The organism is Bacillus sp. ES1-5 (assembly GCF_022487605.1).
Lineage (GTDB): Bacteria > Bacillota > Bacilli > Bacillales > Bacillaceae_G > Bacillus_A > Bacillus_A wiedmannii.
Genome location: NZ_JAKVPU010000002.1, coordinates 1 through 24981, shown reverse-complemented (window position 1 = coordinate 24981; position 24981 = coordinate 1). Strand labels below are relative to the sequence as shown.

The 24981-nt window shown below is 35.3% G+C and carries 36 protein-coding genes; 16 read left to right on the top strand and 20 right to left on the bottom strand.

The features are described from left to right. Positions 1 to 58 precede the first annotated feature (58 nt). The gene (locus MKO96_RS09835) at positions 59 to 460 is read left to right on the top strand and encodes an SA1362 family protein (RefSeq protein WP_001014467.1); all 402 of its coding nucleotides are present in this window, start codon (positions 59 to 61) and stop codon (positions 458 to 460) included. Here MKO96_RS09835 and MKO96_RS09830 read toward each other — a convergent pair. The 3 genes from MKO96_RS09830 to splB all read right to left on the bottom strand — a co-directional run bounded on the left by MKO96_RS09830 (position 457) and on the right by splB (position 2772). Continuing rightward, a complete protein-coding gene (locus tag MKO96_RS09830) occupies positions 457 to 1119 on the bottom strand; it encodes an HAD family hydrolase (RefSeq protein ID WP_240587410.1) in 663 nt (220 codons plus the stop codon). The two genes, MKO96_RS09835 and MKO96_RS09830, sit on opposite strands and share 4 nt — an antisense overlap. Positions 1120 to 1173: 54 nt before the next feature. After that, on the bottom strand, positions 1174 to 1602 hold the full coding sequence (gene mntR, locus MKO96_RS09825) for a transcriptional regulator MntR (protein ID WP_001143071.1): 429 nt from the start codon (positions 1600 to 1602) through the stop codon (positions 1174 to 1176). Positions 1603 to 1746: 144 nt separating this feature from the next. Continuing rightward, entirely contained in the window at positions 1747 to 2772 is a 1026-nt protein-coding gene (gene splB, locus MKO96_RS09820; protein ID WP_240587409.1) for a spore photoproduct lyase, read from the bottom strand. 156 nt (positions 2773 to 2928) lie between these two features. Here splB and MKO96_RS09815 point away from each other — a divergent pair, with 156 nt between their 5' ends. From MKO96_RS09815 to MKO96_RS09800, 4 genes are all read left to right on the top strand, one after another. Next, positions 2929 to 3246 (top strand): PadR family transcriptional regulator, encoded by a 318-nt coding sequence (locus MKO96_RS09815; protein ID WP_000556083.1) that lies wholly within the window; start codon positions 2929 to 2931, stop codon positions 3244 to 3246. Positions 3247 to 3251: 5 nt separating this feature from the next. Then, the gene (locus MKO96_RS09810) at positions 3252 to 3938 is read left to right on the top strand and encodes a DUF1129 family protein (protein ID WP_240587408.1); all 687 of its coding nucleotides are present in this window, start codon (positions 3252 to 3254) and stop codon (positions 3936 to 3938) included. 7 nt (positions 3939 to 3945) lie between these two features. After that, positions 3946 to 4614, top strand: coding sequence for a DUF1129 family protein (locus MKO96_RS09805; RefSeq protein WP_240587407.1), 669 nt, complete (start codon positions 3946 to 3948; stop codon positions 4612 to 4614). 199 nt (positions 4615 to 4813) lie between these two features. Then, complete coding sequence (locus MKO96_RS09800; protein ID WP_240587406.1) at positions 4814 to 5653, top strand: hypothetical protein; 840 nt, start codon at positions 4814 to 4816, stop codon at positions 5651 to 5653. 27 nt (positions 5654 to 5680) lie between these two features. On the opposite strand, the gene MKO96_RS09795 is transcribed toward MKO96_RS09800, so the two are convergent. Beyond that, on the bottom strand, positions 5681 to 6517 hold the full coding sequence (locus MKO96_RS09795; RefSeq protein WP_000514071.1) for a lipoate--protein ligase family protein: 837 nt from the start codon (positions 6515 to 6517) through the stop codon (positions 5681 to 5683). Positions 6518 to 6688: 171 nt separating this feature from the next. Here MKO96_RS09795 and MKO96_RS09790 point away from each other — a divergent pair, with 171 nt between their 5' ends. Next, on the top strand, positions 6689 to 7072 hold the full coding sequence (locus tag MKO96_RS09790) for a rhodanese-like domain-containing protein (RefSeq protein ID WP_000108656.1): 384 nt from the start codon (positions 6689 to 6691) through the stop codon (positions 7070 to 7072). Positions 7073 to 7111: 39 nt separating this feature from the next. Here the strand turns inward: MKO96_RS09790 and MKO96_RS09785 are convergent, their stop codons facing one another. Continuing rightward, a complete protein-coding gene (locus MKO96_RS09785; RefSeq protein WP_240587575.1) occupies positions 7112 to 7648 on the bottom strand; it encodes a DNA polymerase III subunit delta in 537 nt (178 codons plus the stop codon). Between the two features lie 320 nt (positions 7649 to 7968). On the opposite strand from MKO96_RS09785, the gene MKO96_RS09780 reads away from it, so the two are divergent. The 5 genes from MKO96_RS09780 (at position 7969) to MKO96_RS09760 (ending at position 10619) form a co-directional block, all read left to right on the top strand. After that, a complete protein-coding gene (locus MKO96_RS09780) occupies positions 7969 to 8946 on the top strand; it encodes a LacI family DNA-binding transcriptional regulator (protein ID WP_087981885.1) in 978 nt (325 codons plus the stop codon). Positions 8947 to 9044: 98 nt separating this feature from the next. Further along, a complete protein-coding gene (locus MKO96_RS09775; protein ID WP_002107720.1) occupies positions 9045 to 9626 on the top strand; it encodes a TetR/AcrR family transcriptional regulator in 582 nt (193 codons plus the stop codon). Between the two features lie 71 nt (positions 9627 to 9697). After that, entirely contained in the window at positions 9698 to 10030 is a 333-nt protein-coding gene (locus tag MKO96_RS09770; RefSeq protein ID WP_000312344.1) for a DMT family transporter, read from the top strand. A 1-nt stretch (position 10031) separates the two neighbouring features. Beyond that, positions 10032 to 10346 carry a DMT family transporter gene (locus MKO96_RS09765; protein ID WP_046956356.1) on the top strand — a complete coding sequence of 105 codons (315 nt, stop codon included), beginning with the start codon at positions 10032 to 10034 and terminating at the stop codon, positions 10344 to 10346. 15 nt (positions 10347 to 10361) lie between these two features. After that, a complete protein-coding gene (locus MKO96_RS09760; RefSeq protein WP_240587405.1) occupies positions 10362 to 10619 on the top strand; it encodes a DUF3975 family protein in 258 nt (85 codons plus the stop codon). 16 nt (positions 10620 to 10635) lie between these two features. Here the strand turns inward: MKO96_RS09760 and MKO96_RS09755 are convergent, their stop codons facing one another. The 12 genes from MKO96_RS09755 to gcvT form a co-directional block, all read right to left on the bottom strand. After that, complete coding sequence (locus MKO96_RS09755) at positions 10636 to 10821, bottom strand: hypothetical protein (protein WP_048531110.1); 186 nt, start codon at positions 10819 to 10821, stop codon at positions 10636 to 10638. Between the two features lie 249 nt (positions 10822 to 11070). After that, positions 11071 to 11664, bottom strand: coding sequence for an ABC-2 transporter permease (locus MKO96_RS09750; protein ID WP_240587404.1), 594 nt, complete (start codon positions 11662 to 11664; stop codon positions 11071 to 11073). Between the two features lie 17 nt (positions 11665 to 11681). Next, positions 11682 to 12305 (bottom strand): ABC-2 transporter permease, encoded by a 624-nt coding sequence (locus MKO96_RS09745; protein ID WP_240587403.1) that lies wholly within the window; start codon positions 12303 to 12305, stop codon positions 11682 to 11684. 31 nt (positions 12306 to 12336) lie between these two features. Beyond that, positions 12337 to 12969, bottom strand: a complete 633-nt coding sequence (locus MKO96_RS09740; protein ID WP_240587402.1) for an ABC-2 transporter permease — start codon at positions 12967 to 12969, stop codon at positions 12337 to 12339. Positions 12970 to 12983: 14 nt separating this feature from the next. Next, on the bottom strand, positions 12984 to 13652 hold the full coding sequence (locus tag MKO96_RS09735) for an ABC-2 transporter permease (protein WP_240587401.1): 669 nt from the start codon (positions 13650 to 13652) through the stop codon (positions 12984 to 12986). Then, the gene (locus MKO96_RS09730) at positions 13633 to 14505 is read right to left on the bottom strand and encodes an ABC transporter ATP-binding protein (protein ID WP_240587400.1); all 873 of its coding nucleotides are present in this window, start codon (positions 14503 to 14505) and stop codon (positions 13633 to 13635) included. Before MKO96_RS09730 ends, MKO96_RS09735 begins: the two co-directional genes overlap by 20 nt. Before the next feature lie 3 nt (positions 14506 to 14508). Continuing rightward, positions 14509 to 14883: a GntR family transcriptional regulator gene (locus tag MKO96_RS09725; protein ID WP_240587399.1), complete on the bottom strand. Its 375-nt coding sequence runs from the start codon at positions 14881 to 14883 to the stop codon at positions 14509 to 14511. 116 nt (positions 14884 to 14999) lie between these two features. Further along, positions 15000 to 15191, bottom strand: a complete 192-nt coding sequence (locus MKO96_RS09720) for a hypothetical protein (RefSeq protein ID WP_240587398.1) — start codon at positions 15189 to 15191, stop codon at positions 15000 to 15002. 70 nt (positions 15192 to 15261) lie between these two features. Next, positions 15262 to 15465, bottom strand: a complete 204-nt coding sequence (locus tag MKO96_RS09715; RefSeq protein WP_000639158.1) for a DUF3929 family protein — start codon at positions 15463 to 15465, stop codon at positions 15262 to 15264. 293 nt (positions 15466 to 15758) lie between these two features. Beyond that, positions 15759 to 17234 (bottom strand): aminomethyl-transferring glycine dehydrogenase subunit 2, encoded by a 1476-nt coding sequence (gcvPB, locus tag MKO96_RS09710; protein ID WP_000795689.1) that lies wholly within the window; start codon positions 17232 to 17234, stop codon positions 15759 to 15761. Beyond that, complete coding sequence (gene gcvPA / locus MKO96_RS09705; RefSeq protein ID WP_000903245.1) at positions 17231 to 18574, bottom strand: aminomethyl-transferring glycine dehydrogenase subunit 1; 1344 nt, start codon at positions 18572 to 18574, stop codon at positions 17231 to 17233. The genes gcvPB and gcvPA overlap by 4 nt, the downstream gene beginning before the upstream one ends. A 20-nt stretch (positions 18575 to 18594) precedes the next feature. After that, entirely contained in the window at positions 18595 to 19695 is a 1101-nt protein-coding gene (gcvT, locus tag MKO96_RS09700) for a glycine cleavage system aminomethyltransferase GcvT (protein WP_240587397.1), read from the bottom strand. 392 nt (positions 19696 to 20087) lie between these two features. On the opposite strand from gcvT, the gene MKO96_RS09695 reads away from it, so the two are divergent. Both MKO96_RS09695 and MKO96_RS09690 read left to right on the top strand, forming a co-directional pair. Further along, the gene (locus MKO96_RS09695) at positions 20088 to 21770 is read left to right on the top strand and encodes a DEAD/DEAH box helicase (RefSeq protein ID WP_240587396.1); all 1683 of its coding nucleotides are present in this window, start codon (positions 20088 to 20090) and stop codon (positions 21768 to 21770) included. Beyond that, complete coding sequence (locus MKO96_RS09690; RefSeq protein ID WP_098208621.1) at positions 21757 to 22551, top strand: YqhG family protein; 795 nt, start codon at positions 21757 to 21759, stop codon at positions 22549 to 22551. The genes MKO96_RS09695 and MKO96_RS09690 overlap by 14 nt, the downstream gene beginning before the upstream one ends. A gap of 37 nt (positions 22552 to 22588) precedes the next feature. On the opposite strand, the gene MKO96_RS29370 is transcribed toward MKO96_RS09690, so the two are convergent. Then, positions 22589 to 22720: a hypothetical protein gene (locus MKO96_RS29370; protein WP_000064668.1), complete on the bottom strand. Its 132-nt coding sequence runs from the start codon at positions 22718 to 22720 to the stop codon at positions 22589 to 22591. Positions 22721 to 22816: 96 nt separating this feature from the next. Further along, positions 22817 to 23044, bottom strand: coding sequence for a hypothetical protein (locus tag MKO96_RS09685; protein WP_000032702.1), 228 nt, complete (start codon positions 23042 to 23044; stop codon positions 22817 to 22819). Between the two features lie 73 nt (positions 23045 to 23117). On the opposite strand from MKO96_RS09685, the gene MKO96_RS09680 reads away from it, so the two are divergent. Continuing rightward, complete coding sequence (locus tag MKO96_RS09680; RefSeq protein WP_083322864.1) at positions 23118 to 23234, top strand: GTP pyrophosphokinase; 117 nt, start codon at positions 23118 to 23120, stop codon at positions 23232 to 23234. Positions 23235 to 23374: 140 nt separating this feature from the next. Beyond that, positions 23375 to 24007 (top strand): VC0807 family protein, encoded by a 633-nt coding sequence (locus MKO96_RS09675; protein WP_001073110.1) that lies wholly within the window; start codon positions 23375 to 23377, stop codon positions 24005 to 24007. 67 nt (positions 24008 to 24074) lie between these two features. Here MKO96_RS09675 and MKO96_RS09670 read toward each other — a convergent pair whose 3' ends face one another. Then, on the bottom strand, positions 24075 to 24275 hold the full coding sequence (locus MKO96_RS09670; RefSeq protein WP_000106081.1) for a YqzE family protein: 201 nt from the start codon (positions 24273 to 24275) through the stop codon (positions 24075 to 24077). A 260-nt stretch (positions 24276 to 24535) separates the two neighbouring features. Between MKO96_RS09670 and MKO96_RS09665 the strand changes: the two genes are divergently transcribed. After that, positions 24536 to 24981: RNA-guided endonuclease TnpB family protein (locus tag MKO96_RS09665; RefSeq protein ID WP_240587395.1), on the top strand; the 446-nt coding region annotated here is incomplete at its 3' end.

Genomic DNA, 24981 nt, shown 5'->3' with positions numbered 1-24981 from the left:
CTCCTTTCCTCATCGTTAATATACTAATTTTAATATATGTTTTTAGGAGGTGTCCCTTATGAACGGTCGTTCGTTTACATTCGCTATAGTTATGCTTATTATCGGATTAGCAATATTCGGCCTTGTTTCATCTGTCATTACAAATCCAATGGGTGTATTAAGAAATATCGGGTACATGTTACTTGTTGTCGGTATCTTTTATTTGCTATACAAGATGTTTACAAATTCTAGTGGTTCTGCAAATTCGCAAAGCTCTTATAAGCGTGCAGCGAAACAATCGAACCGCAAACATGGGAAACAAAATGTAGCACCCCTAAGCAATTCTTTCTTAAAATCAAACGCTTCTAATGACAAAGGTAAGAAAGGCGCTCCTTCCACTTTGAAGCGAAAAAGAAAACAATCTCATTTAACTGTCATTGAAGGCAAAAAAAACAAAAAGAAAGACCGTGCTTCCTTTTAGGAAATACGGTCTTTTTTTACATTTTGCAGTACTTCTTTCAGACTTTTATCTTTCATACTTTCAATTCGAAGGTGATGATTTTCAAATGGTAAATTCCGTGTCACATCATTAGGTACAACAACGCACTTTAATCCTGCTGCAATCGCTGCTTTTAATCCGTTTAACGAGTCTTCAAATACAACAGCTTCAGACGGATCAATTCCTAAATCTTCTATCGCAATTCGATAAAGTGCTGGGTCCGGTTTTACCTTCTCAACATCTTCCCTTGTTTTAATGACTTCAAAATAATCTCGAATTTGTAGCTCTTCCAAAAAAGAAGTAACCCATTCTCTAGATGAACTGGAAGCTAATGCGATTTTCAATCCCATTTCTTTCGCTTCCTCTAAATATTCTTTTACCCCGTCACGAGCTTCTGGTATTTTCATTTTCTCTTTATGTAAAGTTTTCACTTTTTCTTTTAATGCATCCTTGTTAAACTTCTCTTTTAATTGCTCATTTAAATATGCGTAAAGCACATCGTCTGTCGTTCCAATACATTTCGCAAACTCCGCTAAAGGTAACTCCCCACCGTACTCACGAACAGCGTCTCTGAAAGAGTGAAACCATATTGTTTCTGTGTCCACAATTAATCCATCAAAATCAAAAATAATTGCTTTCATAATTTCCACATCCTTTTCGGTTGAAATAAAAAAGGAAACGACATACGTTCCCCCTTAATTACTTTTCTCTTCATTTGCTTTTTGAACGCCACGAAGTGTTTCCACTCGAACCTCATCTTGTTCAAAATATTGCACTAGATCACCAATGCGGTCAATTGCTTCCCAACTTAAATGATGTTCAATTCCTTCTACATCATTGTAAATTTTACTTTCATCCAAACCGATAATACGCATAAATTGCTCTAGCAAGTCATGACGGTATACGAGACGTTCTCCGATTTTTTTACCTTTTGATGTTAATACAAGCCCTCTATATTTTTCATAAATTAGATATTCATCTTTGTCTAATTTTTGCACCATTTTTGTTACAGAGGATGGATGTACACTCAGCGCTTCAGCAATATCAGATACGCGGGCATAACCCTTTTCATCAATCAACAAATAAATTTGTTCAATATAATCTTCCATACTAGGGGTAGGCATCGGTTTCCTCCATCCAATTTCATTTTGCTCATTCCGTACGAAGCAATCAATAAAATGATACACCAGAAAGAATAACGTGACAAGTTGAAAACAAGCCTAAATATTTAAAAGAAAAAAGAACTTGCATTCCAATACAAGTTCTTTTCATGTAAAATATTGAATTTCTGCGTTAGAAAAAAAGTGATGAATATATCCTCTAATCGTTTCTTCCAATACTTCTGCATCATCTTTTTTATATACGTATTTCCCGATGCCATATCGTCCCCATTTATATTTGCGCTTCTCCTCATCCATTTCAAGCTTCGTACTCGGATAACGCTCTTGAATGACCTTTTTTGCCGGTTTTGTAAAGCGATGTTGAATTAATTCAAATGTTAAATTCGGTATCGACAAATCTTTTAGTGCATTGTATAGTCGCTCAAATAGTTCACGGTATCCTTCCTCCCATCCTTCATGCATATAAAGTGGCGCAACTATAAAGCCAAGTGGATAATTAGCTCCTGCTACTTTACGAGCCGCCTCAATGCGTTCTTCAAACGGTGACGTCCCCGGCTCAAAATTTTTAATTACATACCTTGAATTAATACTAAATCGAAAACGAGTTTTCCCATTATGTTTTGCATCTAACAAATGATCAACGTGCGAATATTTCGTAACGAAACGTAAACGCCCATACTCACTTTCTCCAATGAATTCAATCGCCCGCTTTAATGCATGTGTTAAATGATCAATTCCAACGATATCCGATGTACAAGCCGCTTCAAACCTTGTTATTTCTGGTGCTCTTTCATCCATATACTGCTTTGCCTTCTCAAATATTTCATCAAGATTGACATACACGCGAACGTAAGGCTTACTCCCAAGTGTCGTTTGCAAATAGCAATAATGACAATGTCCCATACACCCCGTTGCAAGCGGGATTGCATATTCAGCTGACGGTTTTGAAGTATCAAACTTTAATGTTTTCCTCACCCCAACGACAAGTGTTGCCTTTGCATTACGATACTTTTGTAAATCATTTTCACCTGGCAAATTTCTAATTTGATTATGGGATGTCGTTTCACGAATTTCTAATCCCATCTTCGTAAACTTCTCATACAGCTCTTTTCCAAGCGGATATTCGAGTGCCTTCGGTTCAAAGTAAACGAGTTTTGGCATAAATGGTTTCATCGTTTCCCCTCCTCTCGTTAGTATGGGAAACGATGAAAAATTAACACTCATTAAAGTTTTCCACTTCAGTAACTTGCGTTGCAAGTTACTGGATGTTATAATTTGGATAACAGCTACCTTGCAACGCAAGTTACCTGAGTAAAAGGTGGTGAAATCATGCACAGCCAAATGTTAAAAGGTGTGCTCGAAGGTTGCATCTTATACATCATTTCACAAGAAGAAGTGTACGGATATGAACTGAGTACAAAATTAAATAAACACGGATTTACATTCGTAAGCGAAGGAAGCATATATCCATTATTGTTACGTATGCAAAAAGAAAAATTGATTGAAGGAACGTTAAAAGCCTCCTCACTCGGTCCGAAACGTAAATATTATCACGTAACCGATAAAGGATTAGAACAACTTGAAGAATTTAAACAAAGCTGGGGAATGGTTTCAACAACCGTAAACAACTTATTACAAGGGGAGTGATAGGAATGAAGGCGAAAGATTTAATCGAACTAAATAACCAAAAGCGTAAATTATTAACTACGGAAAATGAAAACGCCTATAGCGACATGTTAATATACATTCGCTTAGCTAAAGTGCCCGAATACCAAGCGGAAGAACTGCTAATTGAAATTCTAGATCACCTCATTGAAGCCCAACAAGAAGAAAAAAATGCTTATGATATTTTTGGCGACGATTTACAGGCATACTGTGATGAAATAATTGCAGCTCTACCGAAGCAAAGTTTATGGGAACAATTATCGATTCCTTTATTTATAACTAGTTATCTTTTAGCGATATACTTTGCTGTTTCTTCCGTAATTGCATTGGTATTACCCTTATTTTCAAATGAAACACGTTTTAAATTTGTACACATTGATTTCATTTATCTGCTTGCATTTATACTGTCCATACATCTCATCATACGTTTTGTTTTCGACTTTATTAACATTGATTTATTTAAAAACAAAACAACTATTTGGAGGCATATAGGCAGTTTTTTAATACGCCATAGCCTATGGATACTATTAATCGGTATTTCCTTTTTATTTATTAAACAGCCCTATACTACATTACAAATCTCACCTTGGATCGGCACTTTACTTGCCATCTCTTGCTATGCACTATACAAAATCTTCTTCAAAAAAGAATATTTAGCCTTTAAAAAGGAGTGACGATACGATGACTGAAAAAGAATTGATTAAGTTAAACAATGAAAAAAGAAAGTTATTAACAGCTGAAAACGAAGCTGCTTATGGTGATATGCTTATTTATTTACGCCTTACTAGCGTCCCGCAAAAGCAAATGGAGGAATTACTTTTAGAAATATTGGATCATCTTTTAGAAGCGCAAAAAAACGGGAAAAATGCACATGATATTTTCGGAGAAGATTTAAAAACTTACTGCGATGAATTGATTAGCTCTTCAGAACATCAAAATTCTCTCCAACAAGCTGCCGTTATTGGATTTGCAGTTAGTTTATTATTAGCTATTCAAATTGGATACGATACATTCACTACTCTTATGCAAAAACTATTTTCAGATACAAACACTTCAGGAATTCCATTTAGTATTCCTGGAACAATATTATCTGCTATCGTTTTAACAATTGGTACTTTCATAACTTTTTCCTTGTTTAGACGTTTTTCTTTTACAATACTGGTTTCCTGGAAACAAAAAGCAATTCTCTTATTATCAATATTCGTACCTTTTGTCTTATCAGTTTTTTCAAACGTATTTTTTAAAACGAAACCGTACTTATTTTATAATTTATCTATTTGGCAAGGTGCTCTTATTACACTTTCTTTTTATATTTTGTACAAATTTTTATATAAAACATCTAAATTTTAACAGCCTTTCAAAAGGCTGTTTTTCTTCTGTCTAATTTTACAAATTGAAAAATTTCATAAAGAAAATAAGAAAAATGCAAAATAATTAAAGTTAATTGTTGACGTGATGCTTTTATTATCGGTATCATAAATCTTCGTGAGCAATTATTTTTCGTTATACGATTTTTTTATATTACTGAATTTTTGAGAGGAGAAATTAGATGTCAGTTAAGAAGAAAACGCAAGTACGCACCGGCAAAATGGTACGTGAACTAATGTTAGCAGACGAAGATGTAAATGCTTCGCTAATTATGGTATATAGTGAAAACGGTGTAAACGCAGAAATTAAAATCGAGGGCTTAACGCCGAAATGTAACGAAGAATTATTTTTGAGCGGAAACGTGGATTGGAACAAGAGTGTTATTTATAAAATTGTTGATTTCACTGGAAACGCTGAAGTTGGTAAAGTTACATTAACAGCGATGAACAAAAACAATGTTTCTCTAGAAGTTGAACGCGTTATGTGGAGCAAAGAAAATAAAGAAGCTGCTGAGCAAGAAGAAACAGTTGTAGAACCTACTCCGAAAAAAGAAGTAGTTGTAGAAGCTCCAAAAGCAGTTACACCTGCTCCAAAACCTGTTACGCGAGTAGAAACACCTGCAACACCTAAACCTACTCCGGTACCAACACCGAAGCCAGTAAGTGTAGGAGCAGCTGTGGAATTATCTACTCCAGCACCTATGAAAAAAGCAGTACCAACTCCAGTTACAAAGCAAGAGACAGCACCGGTCGCTCCTGCAAAACCGAAGCAACCTGCTTTGACTGAAACAAATACAAAACTACAAGAAAATTATGTGAAACTCGTGAAAAAGACAATTGAAGTTTGTCAAGATTACGAGCTTGGCATCGACATAGATGATTCTATTGAAAGCTTAAAAAAAGAACTACAAAGCCAAGGTATTAGCGTTACATTTGACAAAGAAATTATGGACGTTGTAAATCGCCTTCGTTCTTTACAAGATAAAGGAATCAAAGTAGAAAAAGTACTTAATTTACTATAAAAAATAAGAGGTGGCAATTGCCACCTCTTATTTTTTATAATTCCATTCCTTACTTTCATACTTCTCTTTTGCTAATGTTTGCACTTCATGTAACTGTTCTTCTGTTAATTCATACGGAACAAGCTCTACATCTAATCCTTTTTCAAACCCAACCTCAAACGCTTTAATTAACTGTTCGATTGTAAACGTACGGTCTGTTAATTCATTAATGGCTACCGCTTTAGAAGAGAACATACTCTTCATACGCTCTTTTACACGTTCATTCGGGAATAAAAACAGATCGTATAATTCATCTAAATCTATTTCTAACGGAATCGATCCGTGCTGTAAAATCACACCTTTTTGACGTGTTTGAGCACTACCTGCGATTTTTCTTCCTTCTACTACAATTTCATACCAAGACGGTGCATCAAAGCATACGCCTGAACGTGGATTTTTTAAATTTTCACGGTCTGCTTCTGTTTTTGGAACTGCATAATATGCTTCTAATCCTAATGCCTTAAAACCGTCTAATAAACCTTGCGAAATAATACGATACGCTTCTGTAACTGTTTTTGGCATATTTGGATGATCTTCAGACACAATAACACTGTACGTTAATTCTTTATCATGTAGTACACCCCTGCCGCCTGTTTGACGACGAACGAATCCATATTTCTTTTCGTTAACTACATCCATATTAATATCTTTTTCAACACGCTGGAAATACCCAACTGTTAATGTTGGTACTTCCCATTCATAAAAACGAATGGTTGGTGGCATTTTCTTTTCACTTTGCCAATTTAATAAACATTCATCTAACGCCATATTAAATGCCGGCGAACATTGACCAGAGTTAATATAACACCATTTTTCTTTTCCCATCCTGCACCTCATATAACCAATTATTTTTCACATTCTCTAGTCTACCAAATTCGACAAAATTTGTGAAAGAATACGAAATTTCTTCTTATTATGCAAATGAATCTGTTGCATAAATACATACGGTCATTATAATATTGAAAGTAGGATAAGAAAAAAGGGAGCGATAGAATCGTGTCAACAACTTGGATTATTTTATTAGCCGTAATCGTAGCGTTCATCGGCTACACTGTATGGATGTATTTCTATCAGAGAAAATTAATTAAAACACTTTCAGAAGAAGAGTTTCGCGCTGGCTACCGTAAAGCACAGCTTATCGATATTCGCGAAGCAGACGAATATACTGCAGGACATATTTTAGGCGCACGTAACATTCCGTTATCACAAATTCGCCTTCGTCATAAAGAACTTCGCAAAGATCAACCAGTTTACTTATACTGCCAAAGCGGATTCCGTACTGGTCGTGCAGCTCAATACTTAAAAAAACAAGGCTACAAAGATTTCTACCAATTACAAGGTGGATTCAAAACGTGGACTGGAAAAATTAAAAAGAAATAATAACATACAAAAACTAGCTGAATCATTCAGCTAGTTTTTTCATTCCATATTATTCGCAATGTATAATAAATTTTGCTTAATCACATCTTTATCATTCTCTTGTGCATTACGATACAGCAGCTGATATTCAAGTCCTTTCTCTTTCCAAATAAGCGTAGCAAATTCATCTCCTCGCCCAGAGTCATCCTTATTTTTAAAATAAGCGAATGCTCCACTATTCAATTTCATTTGTTCTTGAAATCGCTTCTCTTCCACGAGATCCGGAAAACTATAAGGAAAGTTCGCAACATTTAACTCAATATACTCATTTCTACCTGGCTCCCGCTGTTTATATTTAATCATTAAGACAGCGTTCTTTTTCCCAATCGTTCTGACTTCCCCCTTCACATCACTCGTAATGTCATACGGTAAAAACGCCGGAACTTTAAATTTCACTGGAAAATATTTCGGAAGCTCGTTTAGCGGCATAGGATCCGTAACACGATCCATCACTCCCCCTGTTGTTCCCACAAAATTTTTTTCTTCTTGCATCGTTTGCTGAAACGAACATGAACTTAGTACTAGACTAGAAAACACGAAACAAATGATTCTTTTTTTCAATTTGTTTCCGCCCTTTCTTCATACCGCTATCTTTACGAATGAAGCGTTTATATGCTATTCATATTCGCTTCATTAACAAACTCCCCCTTTGAAAACTTTCTACGTTATTCTCACACATTTTGACAAAAACTCTATTATAGACGCAAAAAAGCCCCCCATCATTCTCACGCCCAAATAAAAAGGTTACGCGAATAACAGAGGTCATGTTTATAACATAGTTTGTGAAAAGCTTTTCAGGTCAAGATTTTTTCATTCTTATTATTTTCCCCTTATAATAAGAGAAAGAGGTGATACATATGGCCAATATAAAACAAATTGCAAAAACCGCTGGTGTATCCATATCAACTGTTTCCCGCGTCCTTAATAATCACCCTTACGTAAAAGAAGAAAAACGTAAGCGTGTTCTAGATGCTGTTGAAGAATTGAACTATGCCAAAAATATAAATGCTATTCATTTAATAAAGGGAAAAACATATACAATCGGGGTTATGCTCCCCTTCATTAATCTTCCATACTTCAGTACCATTATTGAAGGAATCGGAAACGAAGCGTTAGCAGCTGGATATCACATTAATTTATGTCAAACAAATTACGATAGCCTCGAAGAGATTCGTGTTCTTGAAATGATGAAAATGAAACAATTCGATGGAATGATTATTTGCTCTCGAACGAGTTCTTGGGAACAAATTGAACCTTTCGCAAAATTTGCCCCTATTATTTCATGTGAAAAGATGAAGCATCCCCTCATTTCATCCGTCTACGTAGATCACTATGAAGGCTTCCGTCTCGGCACTGCCTATTTACTCAGTAAAGGCCATGAAAAAATTGGAATCTGTTTAGCAAGAAAAACGAGTGCAAATTCTATGGAGCGCGAAAAAGCATTTGCTGATACGCTTCATAACGAAGGTAAAACGGTACATCCAGATTGGATTTTTCATCAATGCTATACGATGCAGGATGGTGCAAAAATACTTCATCGCATTTTAAACATGAAAAATCGCCCAACCGCTATTTTTACAGCGAACGATCAAGTTGCAGCTGGTTTATTAACAGAGGCGCGAAAACATGGAATTCGAGTCCCTGAAGAACTTGCTATCCTTGGATTTGATAATCATGAAATTTCAAAGGCGTTAGAAATTTCAACAATTGAGCATCCCGGCCTTACAATGGGCTCACATGCTTTTTCTTTATTCCATAAACAAATCCAAAGCGAGCAAATTGCCGGGAACGCAGAAGAGCTTTCATTCCATTTAATTGAGCGAGATACTGTCTGAAAAAAGAGCGTTACCTATAGCGCTCTTTTTCAGCTCTTCACCTATTGACTTTATATTTTCCATCTCATATAATGAACCTAACGAACGGTAGGTAGGGGATGAAAATGACAGCAAACCGCATTAAAGCTGTAGCACTTTCTCATTTCGCACGCTACGGCTATGAAGGAACTTCATTGGCAAATATTGCTCAAGAAGTCGGGATTAAAAAACCATCGATTTACGCACACTTTAAAGGAAAAGAAGAGCTATATTTTATATGCTTAGAATCCGCTCTTCAAAAAGATTTACAGAGCTTCACAGACGATATCGAAAAGTTTTCAAATTCGTCTACTGAAGAATTGCTCTTACAGTTACTAAAGGGCTACGCAAAACGATTTGGTGAAAGTGAAGAATCAATGTTTTGGTTACGAACTTCCTATTTTCCGCCTGATGCATTCCGCGTACAAATTATCGAAAAAGCGAATGCTCACATTGAAAACGTCGGAAAACTTTTATTCCCTATATTTAAACAGGCAAACGAGCAAAGTGAACTGCATAACATTGAAGTAAAAGACGCTCTAGAAGCTTTTCTATGCTTACTGGACGGACTTATGGTTGAACTACTATTTGCAGGTTTAAATCGCTTTGAGACTCGTTTAAACGCCTCTTGGCAAGTATTTTGGCGAGGTCTTTCAAACTGACGGATTGCTCCTTTGCAATGCGTCGTTTTTAAGCCCTTTACCTAACGACTGGTAGGAAGGAGAAATGACATATGGCATGGATTTATGTAATCATAGCTGGCATTATTGAAATCTTTTGGGTCATTGGACTTAAAAAAGCGGAGGCACCACTTGAATGGGCTGGTGTTGCGTTATTAATTACAATTAGTTTCGTCTTATTATTTAGAGCTTATAAAGATTTACCTGTCGGCACTGTATACGCAGTCTTTACAGGAATTGGAGCTGGTGGGATCGTTCTTACAGAAATTTTCGTCTTCGGAGAACCTTTCTCTATTGTAAAAGTTTTATTAATCGGTTTAATCTTCTTCGGAGTAATTGGGCTAAAACGAGTAACAGAAGAAAAAGAAGCGAAGGAGGCCGCATAAAATGGCTTGGTTATTTTTAATTCTAGCTGGTATTTGTGAAATTATTGGTGTACTCTTTATGAAAGTAGCCACTGAAAAGAAAGGCTGGGCACCAAAAGTTATTTTAATCGCTAACTTCGGCGTAAGCTTCTTCTTCTTATCTCTCGCGATGAACACATTACCGATGGGAACTGCTTACGCGATTTGGACTGGAATCGGAACTGCCGGAAGTGCACTTCTAGGTATTCTTATTTTCCGTGAATCAGCGGATTGGCGTCGTCTTGCCTTCTTAAGCTGCATTCTATGTGGCGCTGTTGGCTTAAAACTATTAAGCTAACGTGAGGTGAATGTCATGTGGAAAGAAAAAGGAAAACAAATGTTAGCATGGATTACACTCGGGATCGTCATTCTATTGCAAATCAGTTTTCATATAATAGAATGGTTGTTTCATAGAGTCGTATCCATTCTTACATTTCTTCCTAACATGGCACTTGAAATTGCATCTATTGTTTGGTCAGTTATTGCCTCCATTGCAATCGTCATTATATGGAGTATCGCCAAACTATGGAATACATTATTTAAAAAGGACAGTACTTCTGAAAAAGAGTAACTGTCCTTTTTTATATTCATTCAGACTTTCTGTAGAAGTTTGATGTGATAAGACAAAGAAGACCAACTATGACAATACTTATACCAATTCCCTTATGCAAATTAGGAAATGGCGATGGTATATCTGAATAAAAATTTGCTAATATGAGACCGATTGAAAATAAAAATATCCCTATTCTATATAACCATTTTCTTTTGTTCATCATTCTCCCCCTAAAATTTTTCATACCCTCCTTTCTTTTGGACATACTACCTAAAAAAGGAGTGGATAATATGCAAAATTCTATACATAAGCAGATCCTATTTTTATTTTTCCTCTTTCTCATTCTCGTTATCGTTTTCAGCTTTATATTACATACTCCAAAAGATGTTGTACCGAATAGCCTCTCTGTTTATAAACTCTTACTTTCATATTGTCGTTATTGAAGAAGGTGCCTTTTATAGGGCACCTTTTAAAATTCTCTCTTCTCATACAATTTCACTGAAACGAAGACAGATGCTATGAACATGCATATTGAACTAACGAATAACACGCTGTTATATAGTTGAATTTGTTCTAGGTTGATTTGAAACAAAGCTTCTAAAACAACAATCGTTGCCATGAATATTACTATCGTAATAAAAATAGTTTTCTTATACCCTAGCCAAAACGATAGCGGTAAAACCAAACTTAAATACACTAAAATAAAGCTAATACTAGCAACCATTGTCGTTTCAATAAATTCAAATATATTAGTCCCATTCTTCATCCCCACCGTAAAACAACCAATTGATACGCTTATGAAAAGAATAATAATCGATACGACATATTTTGCAAATACAATTTCTTTTTTCAATATCGGTAAACTATTTACTATTAATTCACTCTCATTTTTCCCATCGGCTTCAAACGTTTTTATCGTTGCCATAACTGTAAAAATAACCGACATAATTATGAATACATTTTCCGTATCTTTGAAGGCCATATAAAAGAGAATAGGATATAGTATGTACCACATTAAAAATTTCCATTGAATAATAAAATCCTTTAAAATTAATTGTTTCAAAACTATTCTCCTCTCCCCTACAAATCACGCTCACTATACAAATTAATTGAAAATAACATAGATATGATATATAAAAGAAGCAGCCCAGCTATAAAACAAACATTTACGACTAAACTCGTGCTCCAAGCATTCTCTACATCTAACCATACACTACTTACAATCACTCCACTTAATCCACCAACTATAATTCCCATAAAATAAGCAGCCTGTTTCGAACTGCCATATTCTACCGAAAATTCAATTGGAAGTACGATCATGCTATAAACCAATCCTCCCGTTATTCCGCCGAGAATTGCTCCCCACAGCATAAATCCAGTTATATGTTCATTTTGCAACTGAATTAGACCAACCAAAAGTGAGAAAATCACACCTAAAACAACTAAAATACTTACAAATATGTACTTTGCTATGACAATTTCCTTACGTTGAAGTGGTAAACTATTTAATATCTTTTCACTCTTATTTCTAGCCTCATAACTCGTCGACCAAATTGTTCCAAGGATAGGTATAGTTATACTAAGCGTCATAAGAAAATTTTCGCTACCAAAATCAACAATTAAAAGGAAAAGCAAGCATATAAAACCAACAAATCCTAACTTTCTTTGCAACATCATATCTTTTAAAACTAGTTGCTTGATCATGCTTTACCCTCCTAATATGAAAATGTCCCTTCTATAACTCTGCCTCCTGAAACATTTTCATTGAGAGAAACATTGATATGACTATACTTACTAACACTCCGATACCAAGAAAACTCATTGCTAGTGTAGCCTCTTGAGAGTGGAGTACTTTTAACATAATTATTTCATCACCAAAAATATTGCACATAAGGCCAATCATACCCATTAAAGGAAAAATCATAATCACATTCAAGACAGTAATAGCTTTATATCCTCCAATGTAATTAGTAGGTATCGTTACTACACAATAAATCAAAGTTGCTACTATTGCTGAAAATATTGCATATCCAGGAATAACTATATCTCTGTTCAACAAAATATTTCCTAATATTACGACTATAGAAGTTATGCTCAAACCGACTATAATAAATAATGTGCTTGAAATATATTTAGCTATAACTATCTCTTTTCTCATTATCGGCAAACTCACTAACACTTTTTCTATTTTACTTTTCTCGTCATAATAAAAAGAAATATATATAATCGTACTACATGTTATAAATAATCCTATTGCAATCCCCATCGGTTCTACGGAATTTCTAAAAACAGATAAAATAGGTATTAAAAAATAGAAAGGAAACATCTTCTTCTGTAAGAAAAACTCCTTCAAAATCAACTGTTGCATATGAATTCCCCTCTCTATAAATCACGCGTTTCATAAATTTTAATTGTAAGAAACATAGAAGCGATATAAATACTAACTAATGTTATGAATCCAACTATAAATACACCAATATGCATAGGATTCATAATCCACTCAATGAATGAAGGTGCTGTTTCATTCAGCCCATCACTAATAAACATCCAAAAAATTACACCCACTCCCATTGATGCTGCTGATACTATACTTCTTACTACCTTCGATTTTGTACCGTAATAACTAGGGAAAAGTATCACAACAAAAAACAAGGCGTAAATAGCTCCATTTATTACTTCATACCATGGAATTTCAATGTATAAATTAGGATGATAGGCACCGATATCACCAATGACCACAATGCCTCTTATAAGAAAAACAACTAACATCGTAGAGAGCATGCCACCTACAATGAATATTGCACAGGAAATATATCTAGCAATGACGATATCCTTTCGATTTACCGGTAAACTATTTATAATAATGTCACTTTTATTCCTTTCATCCATAAAGATTAACGTCATAACCGAAGAAAGTGTTATAAATAGACAACTCATCGGAAATAACCCTTCACCACTTGGATCTAACATAAATAACACAAGGGGCATAACAAAATTCACTAACCACGTTACCCGAAAAAAGAACAAATCTTTATATACGAGCTGACGCATAAGCACCTCTCCCTTTCGCGGTGTAAACGATAATATCATCTAATGTAGGCTTTTCTAGTACAACCTCATTTCCAAACCAATCGATAATTGCTTGTTTATCCTTCGCTAAACCTTCGAAACCAAATTTATTTTTTCGTAATCCAACCAATAGCTCTTTTCCTTCTCGGTCTAATAAATCATTACTTCCTTTTACAATTATGTAGTGCTCCATTAGTTCATCTTTCTCACCAGTAAATATAATTTCTCCATCATTGATGAACGTAATATAATCTGCGATGCGTTCTAAGTCTGTTGTAATGTGCGTTGAGAATAATACGGATACTTCATCCTCCATTACAATTTCTTGCAACATATCAAGTAATTCACTTCGAACAACTGGATCTAACCCTGCTGTCGGTTCATCCATAATGATACACTCCGCGTGATGTGAAAGTGCAATGGCAATCGCAAATTTCATTTTCATCCCTTTTGAGAGTTCTTTAATTTTTTTATACTTCGGAACTTGTAATCTGTGCATATACGATTTGTATTGCTCTTCGTCCCACTTTTTATATAACGGTGCAATAATACGTTTCATTTGTTCACACGTTAAATCTTCATAGTAATGATTTTCATCATATACAAAACCAATATTTTGTTTTATTTCCTTCTCGGATTTCTTATTGTCTTTACCAAAAATTTTTATATCGCCACTATCTTTTCTAATTAAATTCATAATCATTTTGATCGTCGTACTTTTCCCGGCTCCATTTGGTCCAACAAATCCCATAATATATCCTCGTGGTAATGTAAAACTTATATTTTTCACTGCAAAATCTTGATAACTTTTACAAACGTTTTTTAGCTCTAACATCTCTTATTCCCCCTCATATAAACACGCAATCATCTGCTGTAAATCTTCAAGTGAAAGCTGCAACGCTTTACTTTCATTTACAATCTCTTCCGCTTTACTTTCCAATAGATGTAGCCTTTGTTCTTTTAGTATTTCATTATTTTTACGTGAAACATAAGTCCCCTTCCCAGCAACAGTTTCTATATATCCTTCTTTTTCAAGCTCCTCGTACGCACGCTTCGTTGTAATTACACTAATTTGTAATTCCTTCGCTAAGCTACGAATAGACGGTAATTGGTCTCCGCCCTTTAAACCACCATTTAAAATAAGCTGGCTTAATTGTTTTCTTATTTGCACATAAATAGGGTCTTGGGAAGAATTCGAAATAATAATATTCATGTTTTCCTCCAGTGTGTATATACTGTGTATATCTTATATATACAGTATATACACGACATCCTATTTTTGGCAAGAAAAAAAGACCAACATTTTCCTGTTGGTCTTTCATATATGTATCACTTTTCAAAGCGATCTAACATCTCATCTCTCATTCCAAAACTCACTACCGCAATTCCTACATACATAAACAGAAGGAACGCCGGATGAACTGTATTGTACCAAGTGCTATCAATAATTAAATAAATCGTTAATGCTACAACAAGAACAAACGCTAAGATAAACATATAAAAGTGTCTTGTACTACCCATAATAAACTCCTCTCTTCTCTCGTCACCATTCAACAGTATATTGTATCGAATAATTCGATATGACTCAAGGTTAACTTTCTGTTATGTAATCAAGTTCCACCTTTACAATGTCCTCACATGCTATTGAAATGATTGTTCCTTTCTTATCAATTGCCGTCACTTCTCTATTATCCATTACACGATGTGCTACTCTTTCTAATACTTTTCCTTGATCTCGATAACAAAATTCTTTTACATCTTTAATCGTTTTTCCGTTTTCTAAATGGTATATCATTCTATAACACCGATATCCCACATTTCCACCCCCATCTTGCTCGTTTTTTCACATATACATAAAAATGAGTCATTTCTATCTCATTACATCTTCTTAATTTCAATAAAATTCTAACAAAAATAAATACTTTTATCAAACCGACTTTTTCAACAAAATCACCTATGAAACTGCTTCTTTACGCCATTATGAAACAAAAAATATAAACTTTTAACATTTTATTCACTAATTCTGCACAAATTCTCCATACAAAAAAAAGAACCCGCATATAGCGAGTTCTTCCTTTGTTATGCTAATCAAACTTGTACAGGAGCTAGCTTTTCATAACGTAAAACTGGTTTACGTGCAGCCAATGTTTCATCCAAACGTTTAATTACCGTTGTATGTGGCGCTTCTTGTACAACTTCTGGATTTTCTTCTACTTCTTTAGCAATTTGAATCATCTTATCAATGAAACCATCTAATGTTTCTTTTGATTCTGTTTCTGTCGGCTCAATCATAATACATTCTTCCACATTTAATGGGAAGTAAATTGTTGGTGGATGGTAACCGAAATCAAGCAGGCGTTTTGCGATATCTAATGTACGTACACCAAGTTTCTTTTGACGACGACCTGATAATACAAACTCATGCTTACAATGTCTATCGAATGGAAGATCATAAAATGGTGCTAATCTTCTCATCATATAGTTCGCATTTAATACCGCATACTCCGTTACTGCACGTAGTCCATCTGGACCCATAGAACGAATATATGTGTATGCACGAACGTTAATTCCGAAGTTACCATAGAATGGTTTTACGCGCCCAATTGCTTCTGGACGATCATAGTTAAAGTGATAGCCATTTTCCGTTTTCTCTAAAATTGGTTTTGGTAAGTACGGAATTAAATCAGCTTTCACACCTACTGGACCCGAACCTGGGCCACCGCCGCCGTGAGGACCTGTAAATGTTTTATGAAGGTTTAAATGCACAACGTCAAATCCCATATCTCCTGGGCGCGCTTGGCTTAATACCGCATTTAAGTTTGCACCATCATAGTATAATTTACCGCCTGCGTTATGGACGATTTCTGCCATTTCTAAAATATTTTCTTCGAATAGACCTAATGTATTAGGATTTGTTAACATAAGTGCTGCTGTTTCTTCGTTTACAACACGTTTTAAATCTTCTAAGTCAACAAGACCATGTTCATTTGATTTTACTGTAATTGTTTCAAAACCAGCTACAGTTGCAGATGCTGGATTCGTTCCGTGAGCAGAGTCAGGAACAATTACTTTCGTACGGTTAAAGTCACCATTTGCTTCATGGTATGCACGAATTAACATTAAGCCTGTCCATTCTCCGTGTGCACCAGCTGCTGGCTGTAATGTAACGGTATCCATACCTGTAATTTCAATTAAATGCTCTTGTAAGTCGTACATTAATTCCATTGCACCTTGTACTGTCTTTTCATCTTGTAATGGATGAATATTTGCAAATCCTGCGAAACGAGCTACATTCTCATTAATTTTCGGATTATATTTCATCGTACAAGATCCAAGTGGATAGAATCCAGAATCAACACCGTGGTTACGGTTTGAAAGTGCTGTATAGTGGCGCATAATGTCAAGTTCAGATACTTCTGGTAGCTCAGCATCTTCTACTCGAATATAATCGCTCTCAAACACATCTTCTAGTTTCACTTCTTCTACATCTAATTTTGGTAGGCTATATCCTATGCGTCCTTCTTTACTCACTTCAAAGATAAGTGCTTGGTCTTGGTTCTTCATTGGATAGCCCCCATTTCGTTTACAAGTGTGTCAATTTCCTCTTTTGTACGAAGCTCAGTTACTGCTACAAGCATATGGTTCTCATGCTCTTTATAATCACGGCCTAGATCGTAACCGCCGATAATATTCTTTTGTAATAATGCATCGTTTACTTCTTTCACTGGACGCTTGCAATCTACAACAAACTCATTGAAGAATGGTCCAGCAAATGTAACTGTGAAGCCTTGCGCTTCAAATTGACGTTTTGCATATTGTGCTTTAGAAATATTTTGACGTGCCATTTCTTTCACACCTTGTTTACCAAGTGCGGTCATTGCAACTGATGCCGCTAATGCATTTAACGCTTGATTTGAACAAATGTTAGACGTCGCTTTGTCACGGCGAATATGCTGTTCACGTGCTTGTAACGTTAATACAAACCCACGTTTACCATCTGAATCTACAGTTTGTCCAACAAGACGTCCTGGAATTTTACGCATAAATGCTTTCGTTGTTGCAAAGTAACCACAGTGTGGTCCACCAAACTGCGTTGGAATACCAAATGGTTGTGCATCACCGATTACAATATCAGCACCAAATTTCCCTGGTGGTGTTAATGCGCCTAATGATAATGGATTTGAAGAAACGATAAATAATGATTTTTGTTGATGAACGATTTTTTCAATATCAGCTAATTTTTCAACTTGTCCGAAGAAGTTTGGATATTGAACGATTACACAAGCAACTGTATCATCTACTTCACTTTGTAATACGTCTAAATCTGTTACACCATCTTTATGATTAATTTCAACAACTTCAAGATGTTGACCTTTTGCATACGTTTCAAGTACTGCTCTTGATTCTGGATGAACTGCACTAGATACAAGAATTTTCTTTTTGCGAGTATGGCCAGCTGCTAGCATCGCCGCTTCAGCTAAAGCTGTACCTCCGTCGTACATAGAAGAGTTTGCTACATCCATTCCTGTTAATTCACAAATCATTGTTTGGAATTCAAAGATTGCTTGTAATTCCCCCTGTGAAATTTCTGGTTGGTATGGTGTGTAAGCTGTATAAAATTCTGAGCGAGAGATAACGTGATCTACAATTACTGGAGCGTAATGATCATATACGCCTGCTCCTAAGAAAGAAGCGTACTCTTTTAAGTTAGCATTTTTACTAGCCATTTGAGTTAACTCTTTTAAAAGCTCTGGCTCTGATTTTGCTTCTTTAATTTTTAAATCCCCTTTAAAACGAACACTCTCTGGAATATCAGAGAATAACTCATCGATCGTTTGAACGCCGATCGTTTGTAACATTTCTTTTTTGTCTTCTTCTGTCATTGGAAGATAACGATGCAACATGAAATCTACCCCTCTCCCCGTTACTTTGAACGTTTATAAAATGGTGTTGGAACAACTACTGCTTTGACGCGTTTATTACGAATTTCAATTTCTACTTCTGTATCAACTGCTGCGTATTTTACATCAATTAGTGCTAAACCAATGCTTTTCTTTAACGTTGGAGATTGTGTACCACTCGTTACTTCCCCGATTTTTTCTTCTCCAATAAATACAGGGTAATGTGTACGAGGAATTCCACGTTCGATTACTTCGATGCCAACTAACTTACGAGGCGCACCGTTTTCTTTTTGCTCTTTTAACGTTTCTTTTCCAAAGAAGTCTGCTTCTTTATTTGGTTTTACCGCAAAGCCAATGCCAACTTCAATCGGTGTAATATCTTTTGATAATTCTTGACCATAAAGTGGTAATGTTGCTTCGAAGCGAAGTGTATCACGAGCACCTAAACCACATGCTTTTAAGCCTTCTTCTGCTCCAACTTCAAGAAGTTTCTCCCAAAGTTTTGCAGCATCTTCACTCTTACAGTAAATTTCAAATCCATCTTCACCTGTGTAACCTGTACGAGATACAAGTGCTGGAATTCCATCTACAAGAATATCGTTTTTAAATTTAAAGAACTTAATTTCTTTCAAATCTTCTGACACAACTTTTTGTAAAATGCCTTCTGCTTTTGGACCTTGAATTGCAAGCTGTGCAACTTCACTAGAAACATTGACTACTGTCGCATCGCCAATTACATGGCTAGCTAACCATTCGTAATCTTTCTCGATATTTGATGCATTGATTACTAATAAATAGTCTTCTTCACCACGTTTGTAGATTAATAAATCATCTACTGTACCACCATTTTCGTAGCACATAGCTGTATATTGTGCGCCTCCTACCTTTAAAGTAGAAACGTCATTTGTAACAACACGTTGTAAAAATGCTAAACTATCTACACCTTTTATCTCAACTTCTCCCATATGAGACACATCGAACAAACCTGCAGCCGTACGTACAGCTTCATGTTCTTCTTTAATGCTTGAAAATTGAACTGGTAATTCCCAACCACCGAAGTCGATTGTTTTTCCACCATACTTCGCGTATACATCAAATAACGGTGTACGTTGTAATGTAATCATGCTCTCTCCCCCTTATGCTTTGACAAATCAATAAAAGTTGCTCGCCATATCTAAACATTTTCACTCTGAAAAGATAGGATATACGGAATCTCATTATATTTTTTTATGAAAGCGTAAATAAAAAATCACTTTCTTGGATAAAATACGAAAGATTCCACACATTTCACACCATTATCCTAACATCATTCGCTATATTTCATCAATATTCTAGCATAAAAAATAATTTAGAATTTTTCATTCTTAATCTTATTAAATACAACTTTCAAAATTTAGCCCTTTATCTTTGCCTATTCTTTAACTTTCAGTATGTGTAATAGCGCCTTATTACAAGGCTTATATAATAAAGATTTTTCTAATAATTACTTTAGTTTATAGAAGGTGGGAGAGTCGTAATGAATGTCGATATTTCCGTAGATCGAACGTGGCAAAACAATTTTTTAAATAGAATTAACGAAGATGGTCCTTGGACAAACTGGGATTTATATCATTTAGCTTATAAAACAGAAAAATCATTACTTGTTCCTACTTTCGATGGATTACAAGCACCGAAACATTTATCTCATTTCACACCACTTCCGCATCAATTAGAAGTCGCTCAAAATGTTATTGAACAAATGAATGGTAAAGCGATACTAGCAGATGAAGTGGGACTTGGGAAAACAATTGAAGCTGGGCTTATTTTAAAAGAATATATGGTCCGCGGCCTTGTGAAAAAAGTACTTATACTCGTCCCTGCCTCTCTCGTATCACAATGGGCATACGAATTAAATACAAAGTTTTTTATTCCAGCTATAGCCCAAAAGAAAAGCTACTCGTGGGAACAAGCCGATGTGATTGTATCATCAATTGATACTGCAAAACGTTCACCGCATCGTGATATCGTTTTGAACTTAGAATATGACCTTATTATTATCGATGAAGCACATAAACTTAAAAATAATAAAACAAAAAACTATGAATTTGCACAGCGATTAAAAAAGAAATTTTGTTTATTATTAACTGCTACGCCTGTTCAAAATAAGATTGATGAAATTTTCAACCTCGTTTCTTTATTAAAGCCAGGACATTTAGGCAATCAATCCAACTTTGAAGAATATTACGCTTCAAAAAATCGTTCAGCCGAATCTGATGAAGATTTAAAAGCTCTTATTAACAAAGTGATGGTCCGAAATCGACGTCATAATACCGGAATTGATTGGCCAAAGAGACATGTACGTACAATTTTCGTTGAGTTTAATGAAGAAGAGCAAGCTTTATATAACGGGATTGAAAATTGGCGAGGACAAGACGCCTTCACATCCGCTTTCTCATCGTTAACTTTAAAACGGGAAGCGTGTAGTAGTCGTGAGGCTGTCTACTATTCATTAAAAAAACATGTAGAAAAACGACAGAAGGAAAATGAACATTACATAAAAGACCCGCATATTGATGTGCTAATGGACAAAATTAATCATATTCCTTTTAACTCAAAAGCGAATAAAGCTCTAGAGCTTATAAAAGAAATTGACGATAAGGTCATCATCTTCACGGAATACAGAGCTTCGCAAATGTATTTACAATGGTTTTTACAACAACATGGTATCTCTTCCGTACCATTCCGCGGTGGGTTTAAACGCGGGAAAAAAGATTGGATGAAGGAGCTTTTCCAAAACCGTGCTCAAGTGTTAATCGCAACGGAAGCTGGTGGTGAAGGAATTAACTTACAATTTTGTAGCCATATGATCAATTACGATTTACCATGGAACCCAATGCGCCTTGAGCAAAGAATCGGACGTATTCACCGTCTTGGTCAAAAGAATGATGTTCATATTTATAACTTAGCTACAAAGCATACTGTTGAAGAACATATTTTGAAATTGTTATACGAAAAAATCAATTTATTCGAGCGTGTTATCGGTGAACTAGATGAAATTTTAACGAGAATTAATATGAAAAACATCGACGCGCATATTCAAGAAATATTTGCGCAGTCAAAAAGCGAAGGAGAAATCCGAATTAAGATGGAAAACTTAACATCTATTATCGACTTCGCGAAACGAAATGAAGCTGAGGTGCAAGGCTATGCAGCAACATGAAATTCATAATTACTTATACAATTTTTTCGAGGCGAATAACTGTGAAATTTTGCAGCGCTCCCCTCATCTATTAGACGTACAGTTAACAATTGAGATGGATAAATTATTAATGAATCGCCCTTTTTATTGGCACTATCTTGAGAAAACAGGAGGCGTACCGAATCCGATGCGCCTTACTCTTCTTACAAATCCAGAAAGTGAAGAAAGCGATGGTGAGCTTATTCACTACGGTTCACCACGTCTTCATCAAATTTTCCAAACGACAAAAGAATTAGGCTCTTACATACGTTTATATGAGGAAGTACGGCATAGCGGGGCAACGCATACACCACTCCATCCTTGGCTCGGTGTAAATATTAAAGTTTCCTATCAATGTGATCGAAAAAAAGACATTCTTCACTCTATTGGTATTCATCTCATTTCTGGCACAATGATTGCAAACTTTCATGAAACATTAGCTAAAATTAAACTTACACCAAAAATACCTGACTTTTGTTTTACGCTCTCGCCTATCATTAAACCGCAAAGCGGTTTACAACGTATAGAGGATGCTTTAAAGAATATAATTGCAGAAGATGACCATACGTGGGCGAAAGAAGCAAGAGTGCGCTGGAATCACGATTTAGACCTTTTAAATCGTTTTTATGAAGAAAGTGATGAACTTCCTGAAAGCTATGAAATTGAAAAACAAGCCTTGCAAGAACAATATGAACCCCGCATTACAGTGCAAATTATTAACGGCGGACTCTTTTATGTTACCGCGAATCATTTTCTTTCTTAAAAAGCCCCTTCTGTTTTAGAAGGAGCTTTATTTTGAGTTACTCTCTATCTTCATTACGCTCTTGTTGTTTTTGCTTTGCCATACGTTTTTGATACGCACGATCCTTTGCACTCACATGATTTGCATCAGTTGGAAGATTTTCTTTTGAACGGCCAATTCCATTGCTCATCTTTTCACCCCTTTTTATATCTTTCAAAATACCCCCTTATTTTCAGCAAGAGATACAATCCTTATACAAAAAAATAAGAGCAGCCATTGGCTACTCTTACTCACTCACGTATTTTTGAAACATATCATGGATGCCTTTATTTACTAGGTTCGAGATCTGCTCGTCAGATTTATTCGGATAACGATCACGCAATCTGATAGATGCCTTCACCATTAAATTTTCTAATACAGAACGGCCACCTTCTCCATAAATAATTTCAGCATACTTAACAAGCCTTCCATCCTCTACTGTTGCTGGATTATGATTGAAGAAAAATTTACTCATTGTCTCCACCTCTCTATTTTGATAACGTTTACATTTATATAGATTATTTATGTTATTTATTTCACAATATTGTATGCATGTATATTTAATTAGTTTCATTATAAAGCAACATATCAATAGTAAATATGTGATTTTCCGTCCATTTTGTGAACAAACCAAAAATGAAAGCGTTTCCTTTATTATATACTAAAAAAACTTACTACGCTAGGGGCAATTTTTTTAATCTACTAATCCCTCAAAAAGTAATATATTTTTTCTTTTCCCATTAAACCTTATACAATTTTCAGAAATTATATTATAAAATATATGTATGACTTAAGGAGGATTTATATGAATCAAAATAAAAAAGCTATATTAGATCTTGTCTTTTATCTCGTAATCCCATTCCTCATTTGGAAATTTGCAAAACCTTATATCGATCCTTATTACGCGATGTTACTTTCCTCTGTTCCAGGGATTATTTATACACTGTATACCTTTAAAAAAGAAAAACAGTTTAACGTGACAGGGTTCTTTATTTTAATTACACTCATTTCTAATACAACAGTAGACCTATTATCTGGATCAGCTGAACGAATGTTGTGGAACGATGCGTATTATCACATCGTACTCGGTATTATCGTCATATGTACAATTTTTATAAAAAAACCACTTATGTTATATTTCGCAGCAGATATTGCCGCATTGCAAGGCCATGACCGTGATAAAAGTCGTGAACTGTATCGTGATAGTCGTATCTATCCAGCACTACAATACTTAACGCTATTTTTCGGCCTACAATTCATATTAAAAAGCTTCTTAAAAATTTATTTCATCTCTGTTTTCGGTGTAGATGGCTATGGTGAAATGAGAGCAATTATGACCGCTGTTGGGTGGGGCATTTCCATTTGTATCGGAATTGGATTTGTTTGGGTAAACAATAAAATACATGCCGTTACAGAAGAAAAAGAATCCGTGCAGTAAATGAAAATCCCCTAGTAGCATCATACTACTAGGGGATTTTCATTTCGCTACACATATTACGAAATCGTTAACTTGATTTTTTTCTTTTATTTTTTACGTTTCGATAAAACAAAGCAGCACTAAGCGGCATAACACCAAACCACTTATTCATAAATGGCTCTTTTTCAGCACGGCGTTGTTCTTTCTTTTGTTTACGATCTTCTTTTGGAGCATCCATATACGACACAAACTGCTGTGTCACAAAGCGAACATAATCATTAGTAGACATATTATCATCACCTCTACTTGATTAGTATGTCCACTTTTTTATCAATTTAGCCAAGAAGACTCCTTCCTCAAGGAGCGTGAAGGACGTAGCCCAGCGAGTAGGTGGGAGATGAATTGGCATCGAACAAGAGATGGCAATTCATCTTAATTGTTCGACATATGTAAAGTGTTACCGGACAATTTGTCATAATCACTTCACTATCAATCGAATGTATGTTTGTTGTATAATAGACATATATCGAAATGGAGGTGAAACGAAGGATGATCAATAAAGCGTATAAATTTCGTATCTATCCAAATAAAGCACAAGCGATCCTGATCAATAAAACGATTGGTTGTTCTCGTTTTGTATTCAATCACTTCCTATCTCTATGGGATAATGCATACAAAGAAACAGGAAAAGGTTTGACATATGGTACATGCTCTGCCAAACTTCCTGCCATGAAGAAAGAATTTGTTTGGCTAAAAGAAGTGGATAGTATTGCTATTCAATCGTCTGTTCGCAACCTTGCGGATGCTTATACGCGCTTTTTTAAAAAACAAAACAGCGCCCCGCGTTTCAAATCTAAAAAGAACAACGTACAATCTTATACCACAAAACAAACAAATGAAAACATCGCTGTTGTGGGGAACAAAATGAAATTGCCGAAACTAGGTCTTGTTCGATTTGCCAAAAGTCGTGAAGTAAAGGGACGTATTTTAAATGC

Bases quoted from the DNA above. Each gene is read 5' to 3' on its own strand.
- MKO96_RS09725 (WP_240587399.1), bottom strand. From the start codon at position 14,883: ATGAATATTATTATTTCGAATTCTTCCCAAGACCCTATTTATGTGCAA.
- MKO96_RS09760 (WP_240587405.1), top strand. From the start codon at position 10,362: ATGTGGAAAGAAAAAGGAAAACAAATGTTAGCATGGATTACACTCGGG.
- MKO96_RS09815 (WP_000556083.1), top strand. From the start codon at position 2,929: ATGCACAGCCAAATGTTAAAAGGTGTGCTCGAAGGTTGCATCTTATAC.
- MKO96_RS09730 (WP_240587400.1), bottom strand. From the start codon at position 14,505: ATGTTAGAGCTAAAAAACGTTTGTAAAAGTTATCAAGATTTTGCAGTG.
- MKO96_RS09765 (WP_046956356.1), top strand. From the start codon at position 10,032: ATGGCTTGGTTATTTTTAATTCTAGCTGGTATTTGTGAAATTATTGGT.
- MKO96_RS09755 (WP_048531110.1), bottom strand. From the start codon at position 10,821: ATGAACAAAAGAAAATGGTTATATAGAATAGGGATATTTTTATTTTCA.
- MKO96_RS09835 (WP_001014467.1), top strand. From the start codon at position 59: ATGAACGGTCGTTCGTTTACATTCGCTATAGTTATGCTTATTATCGGA.
- MKO96_RS09740 (WP_240587402.1), bottom strand. From the start codon at position 12,969: ATGCAACAGTTGATTTTGAAGGAGTTTTTCTTACAGAAGAAGATGTTT.
- MKO96_RS09810 (WP_240587408.1), top strand. From the start codon at position 3,252: ATGAAGGCGAAAGATTTAATCGAACTAAATAACCAAAAGCGTAAATTA.
- MKO96_RS09720 (WP_240587398.1), bottom strand. From the start codon at position 15,191: ATGGGTAGTACAAGACACTTTTATATGTTTATCTTAGCGTTTGTTCTT.
- MKO96_RS09695 (WP_240587396.1), top strand. From the start codon at position 20,088: ATGAATGTCGATATTTCCGTAGATCGAACGTGGCAAAACAATTTTTTA.
- splB (WP_240587409.1), bottom strand. From the start codon at position 2,772: ATGAAACCATTTATGCCAAAACTCGTTTACTTTGAACCGAAGGCACTC.
- MKO96_RS09805 (WP_240587407.1), top strand. From the start codon at position 3,946: ATGACTGAAAAAGAATTGATTAAGTTAAACAATGAAAAAAGAAAGTTA.
- MKO96_RS09675 (WP_001073110.1), top strand. From the start codon at position 23,375: ATGAATCAAAATAAAAAAGCTATATTAGATCTTGTCTTTTATCTCGTA.
- MKO96_RS09670 (WP_000106081.1), bottom strand. From the start codon at position 24,275: ATGTCTACTAATGATTATGTTCGCTTTGTGACACAGCAGTTTGTGTCG.
- gcvPB (WP_000795689.1), bottom strand. From the start codon at position 17,234: ATGAAGAACCAAGACCAAGCACTTATCTTTGAAGTGAGTAAAGAAGGA.
- MKO96_RS09745 (WP_240587403.1), bottom strand. From the start codon at position 12,305: ATGATCAAGCAACTAGTTTTAAAAGATATGATGTTGCAAAGAAAGTTA.
- MKO96_RS29370 (WP_000064668.1), bottom strand. From the start codon at position 22,720: ATGAGCAATGGAATTGGCCGTTCAAAAGAAAATCTTCCAACTGATGCA.
- mntR (WP_001143071.1), bottom strand. From the start codon at position 1,602: ATGCCTACCCCTAGTATGGAAGATTATATTGAACAAATTTATTTGTTG.
- gcvT (WP_240587397.1), bottom strand. From the start codon at position 19,695: ATGATTACATTACAACGTACACCGTTATTTGATGTATACGCGAAGTAT.
- MKO96_RS09680 (WP_083322864.1), top strand. From the start codon at position 23,118: ATGCATGTATATTTAATTAGTTTCATTATAAAGCAACATATCAATAGT.
- MKO96_RS09735 (WP_240587401.1), bottom strand. From the start codon at position 13,652: ATGCGTCAGCTCGTATATAAAGATTTGTTCTTTTTTCGGGTAACGTGG.
- MKO96_RS09830 (WP_240587410.1), bottom strand. From the start codon at position 1,119: ATGAAAGCAATTATTTTTGATTTTGATGGATTAATTGTGGACACAGAA.
- MKO96_RS09770 (WP_000312344.1), top strand. From the start codon at position 9,698: ATGGCATGGATTTATGTAATCATAGCTGGCATTATTGAAATCTTTTGG.
- gcvPA (WP_000903245.1), bottom strand. From the start codon at position 18,574: ATGTTGCATCGTTATCTTCCAATGACAGAAGAAGACAAAAAAGAAATG.
- MKO96_RS09685 (WP_000032702.1), bottom strand. From the start codon at position 23,044: ATGAGTAAATTTTTCTTCAATCATAATCCAGCAACAGTAGAGGATGGA.
- MKO96_RS09690 (WP_098208621.1), top strand. From the start codon at position 21,757: ATGCAGCAACATGAAATTCATAATTACTTATACAATTTTTTCGAGGCG.
- MKO96_RS09795 (WP_000514071.1), bottom strand. From the start codon at position 6,517: ATGGGAAAAGAAAAATGGTGTTATATTAACTCTGGTCAATGTTCGCCG.
- MKO96_RS09775 (WP_002107720.1), top strand. From the start codon at position 9,045: ATGAAAATGACAGCAAACCGCATTAAAGCTGTAGCACTTTCTCATTTC.
- MKO96_RS09780 (WP_087981885.1), top strand. From the start codon at position 7,969: ATGGCCAATATAAAACAAATTGCAAAAACCGCTGGTGTATCCATATCA.
- MKO96_RS09715 (WP_000639158.1), bottom strand. From the start codon at position 15,465: ATGATATACCATTTAGAAAACGGAAAAACGATTAAAGATGTAAAAGAA.
- MKO96_RS09800 (WP_240587406.1), top strand. From the start codon at position 4,814: ATGTCAGTTAAGAAGAAAACGCAAGTACGCACCGGCAAAATGGTACGT.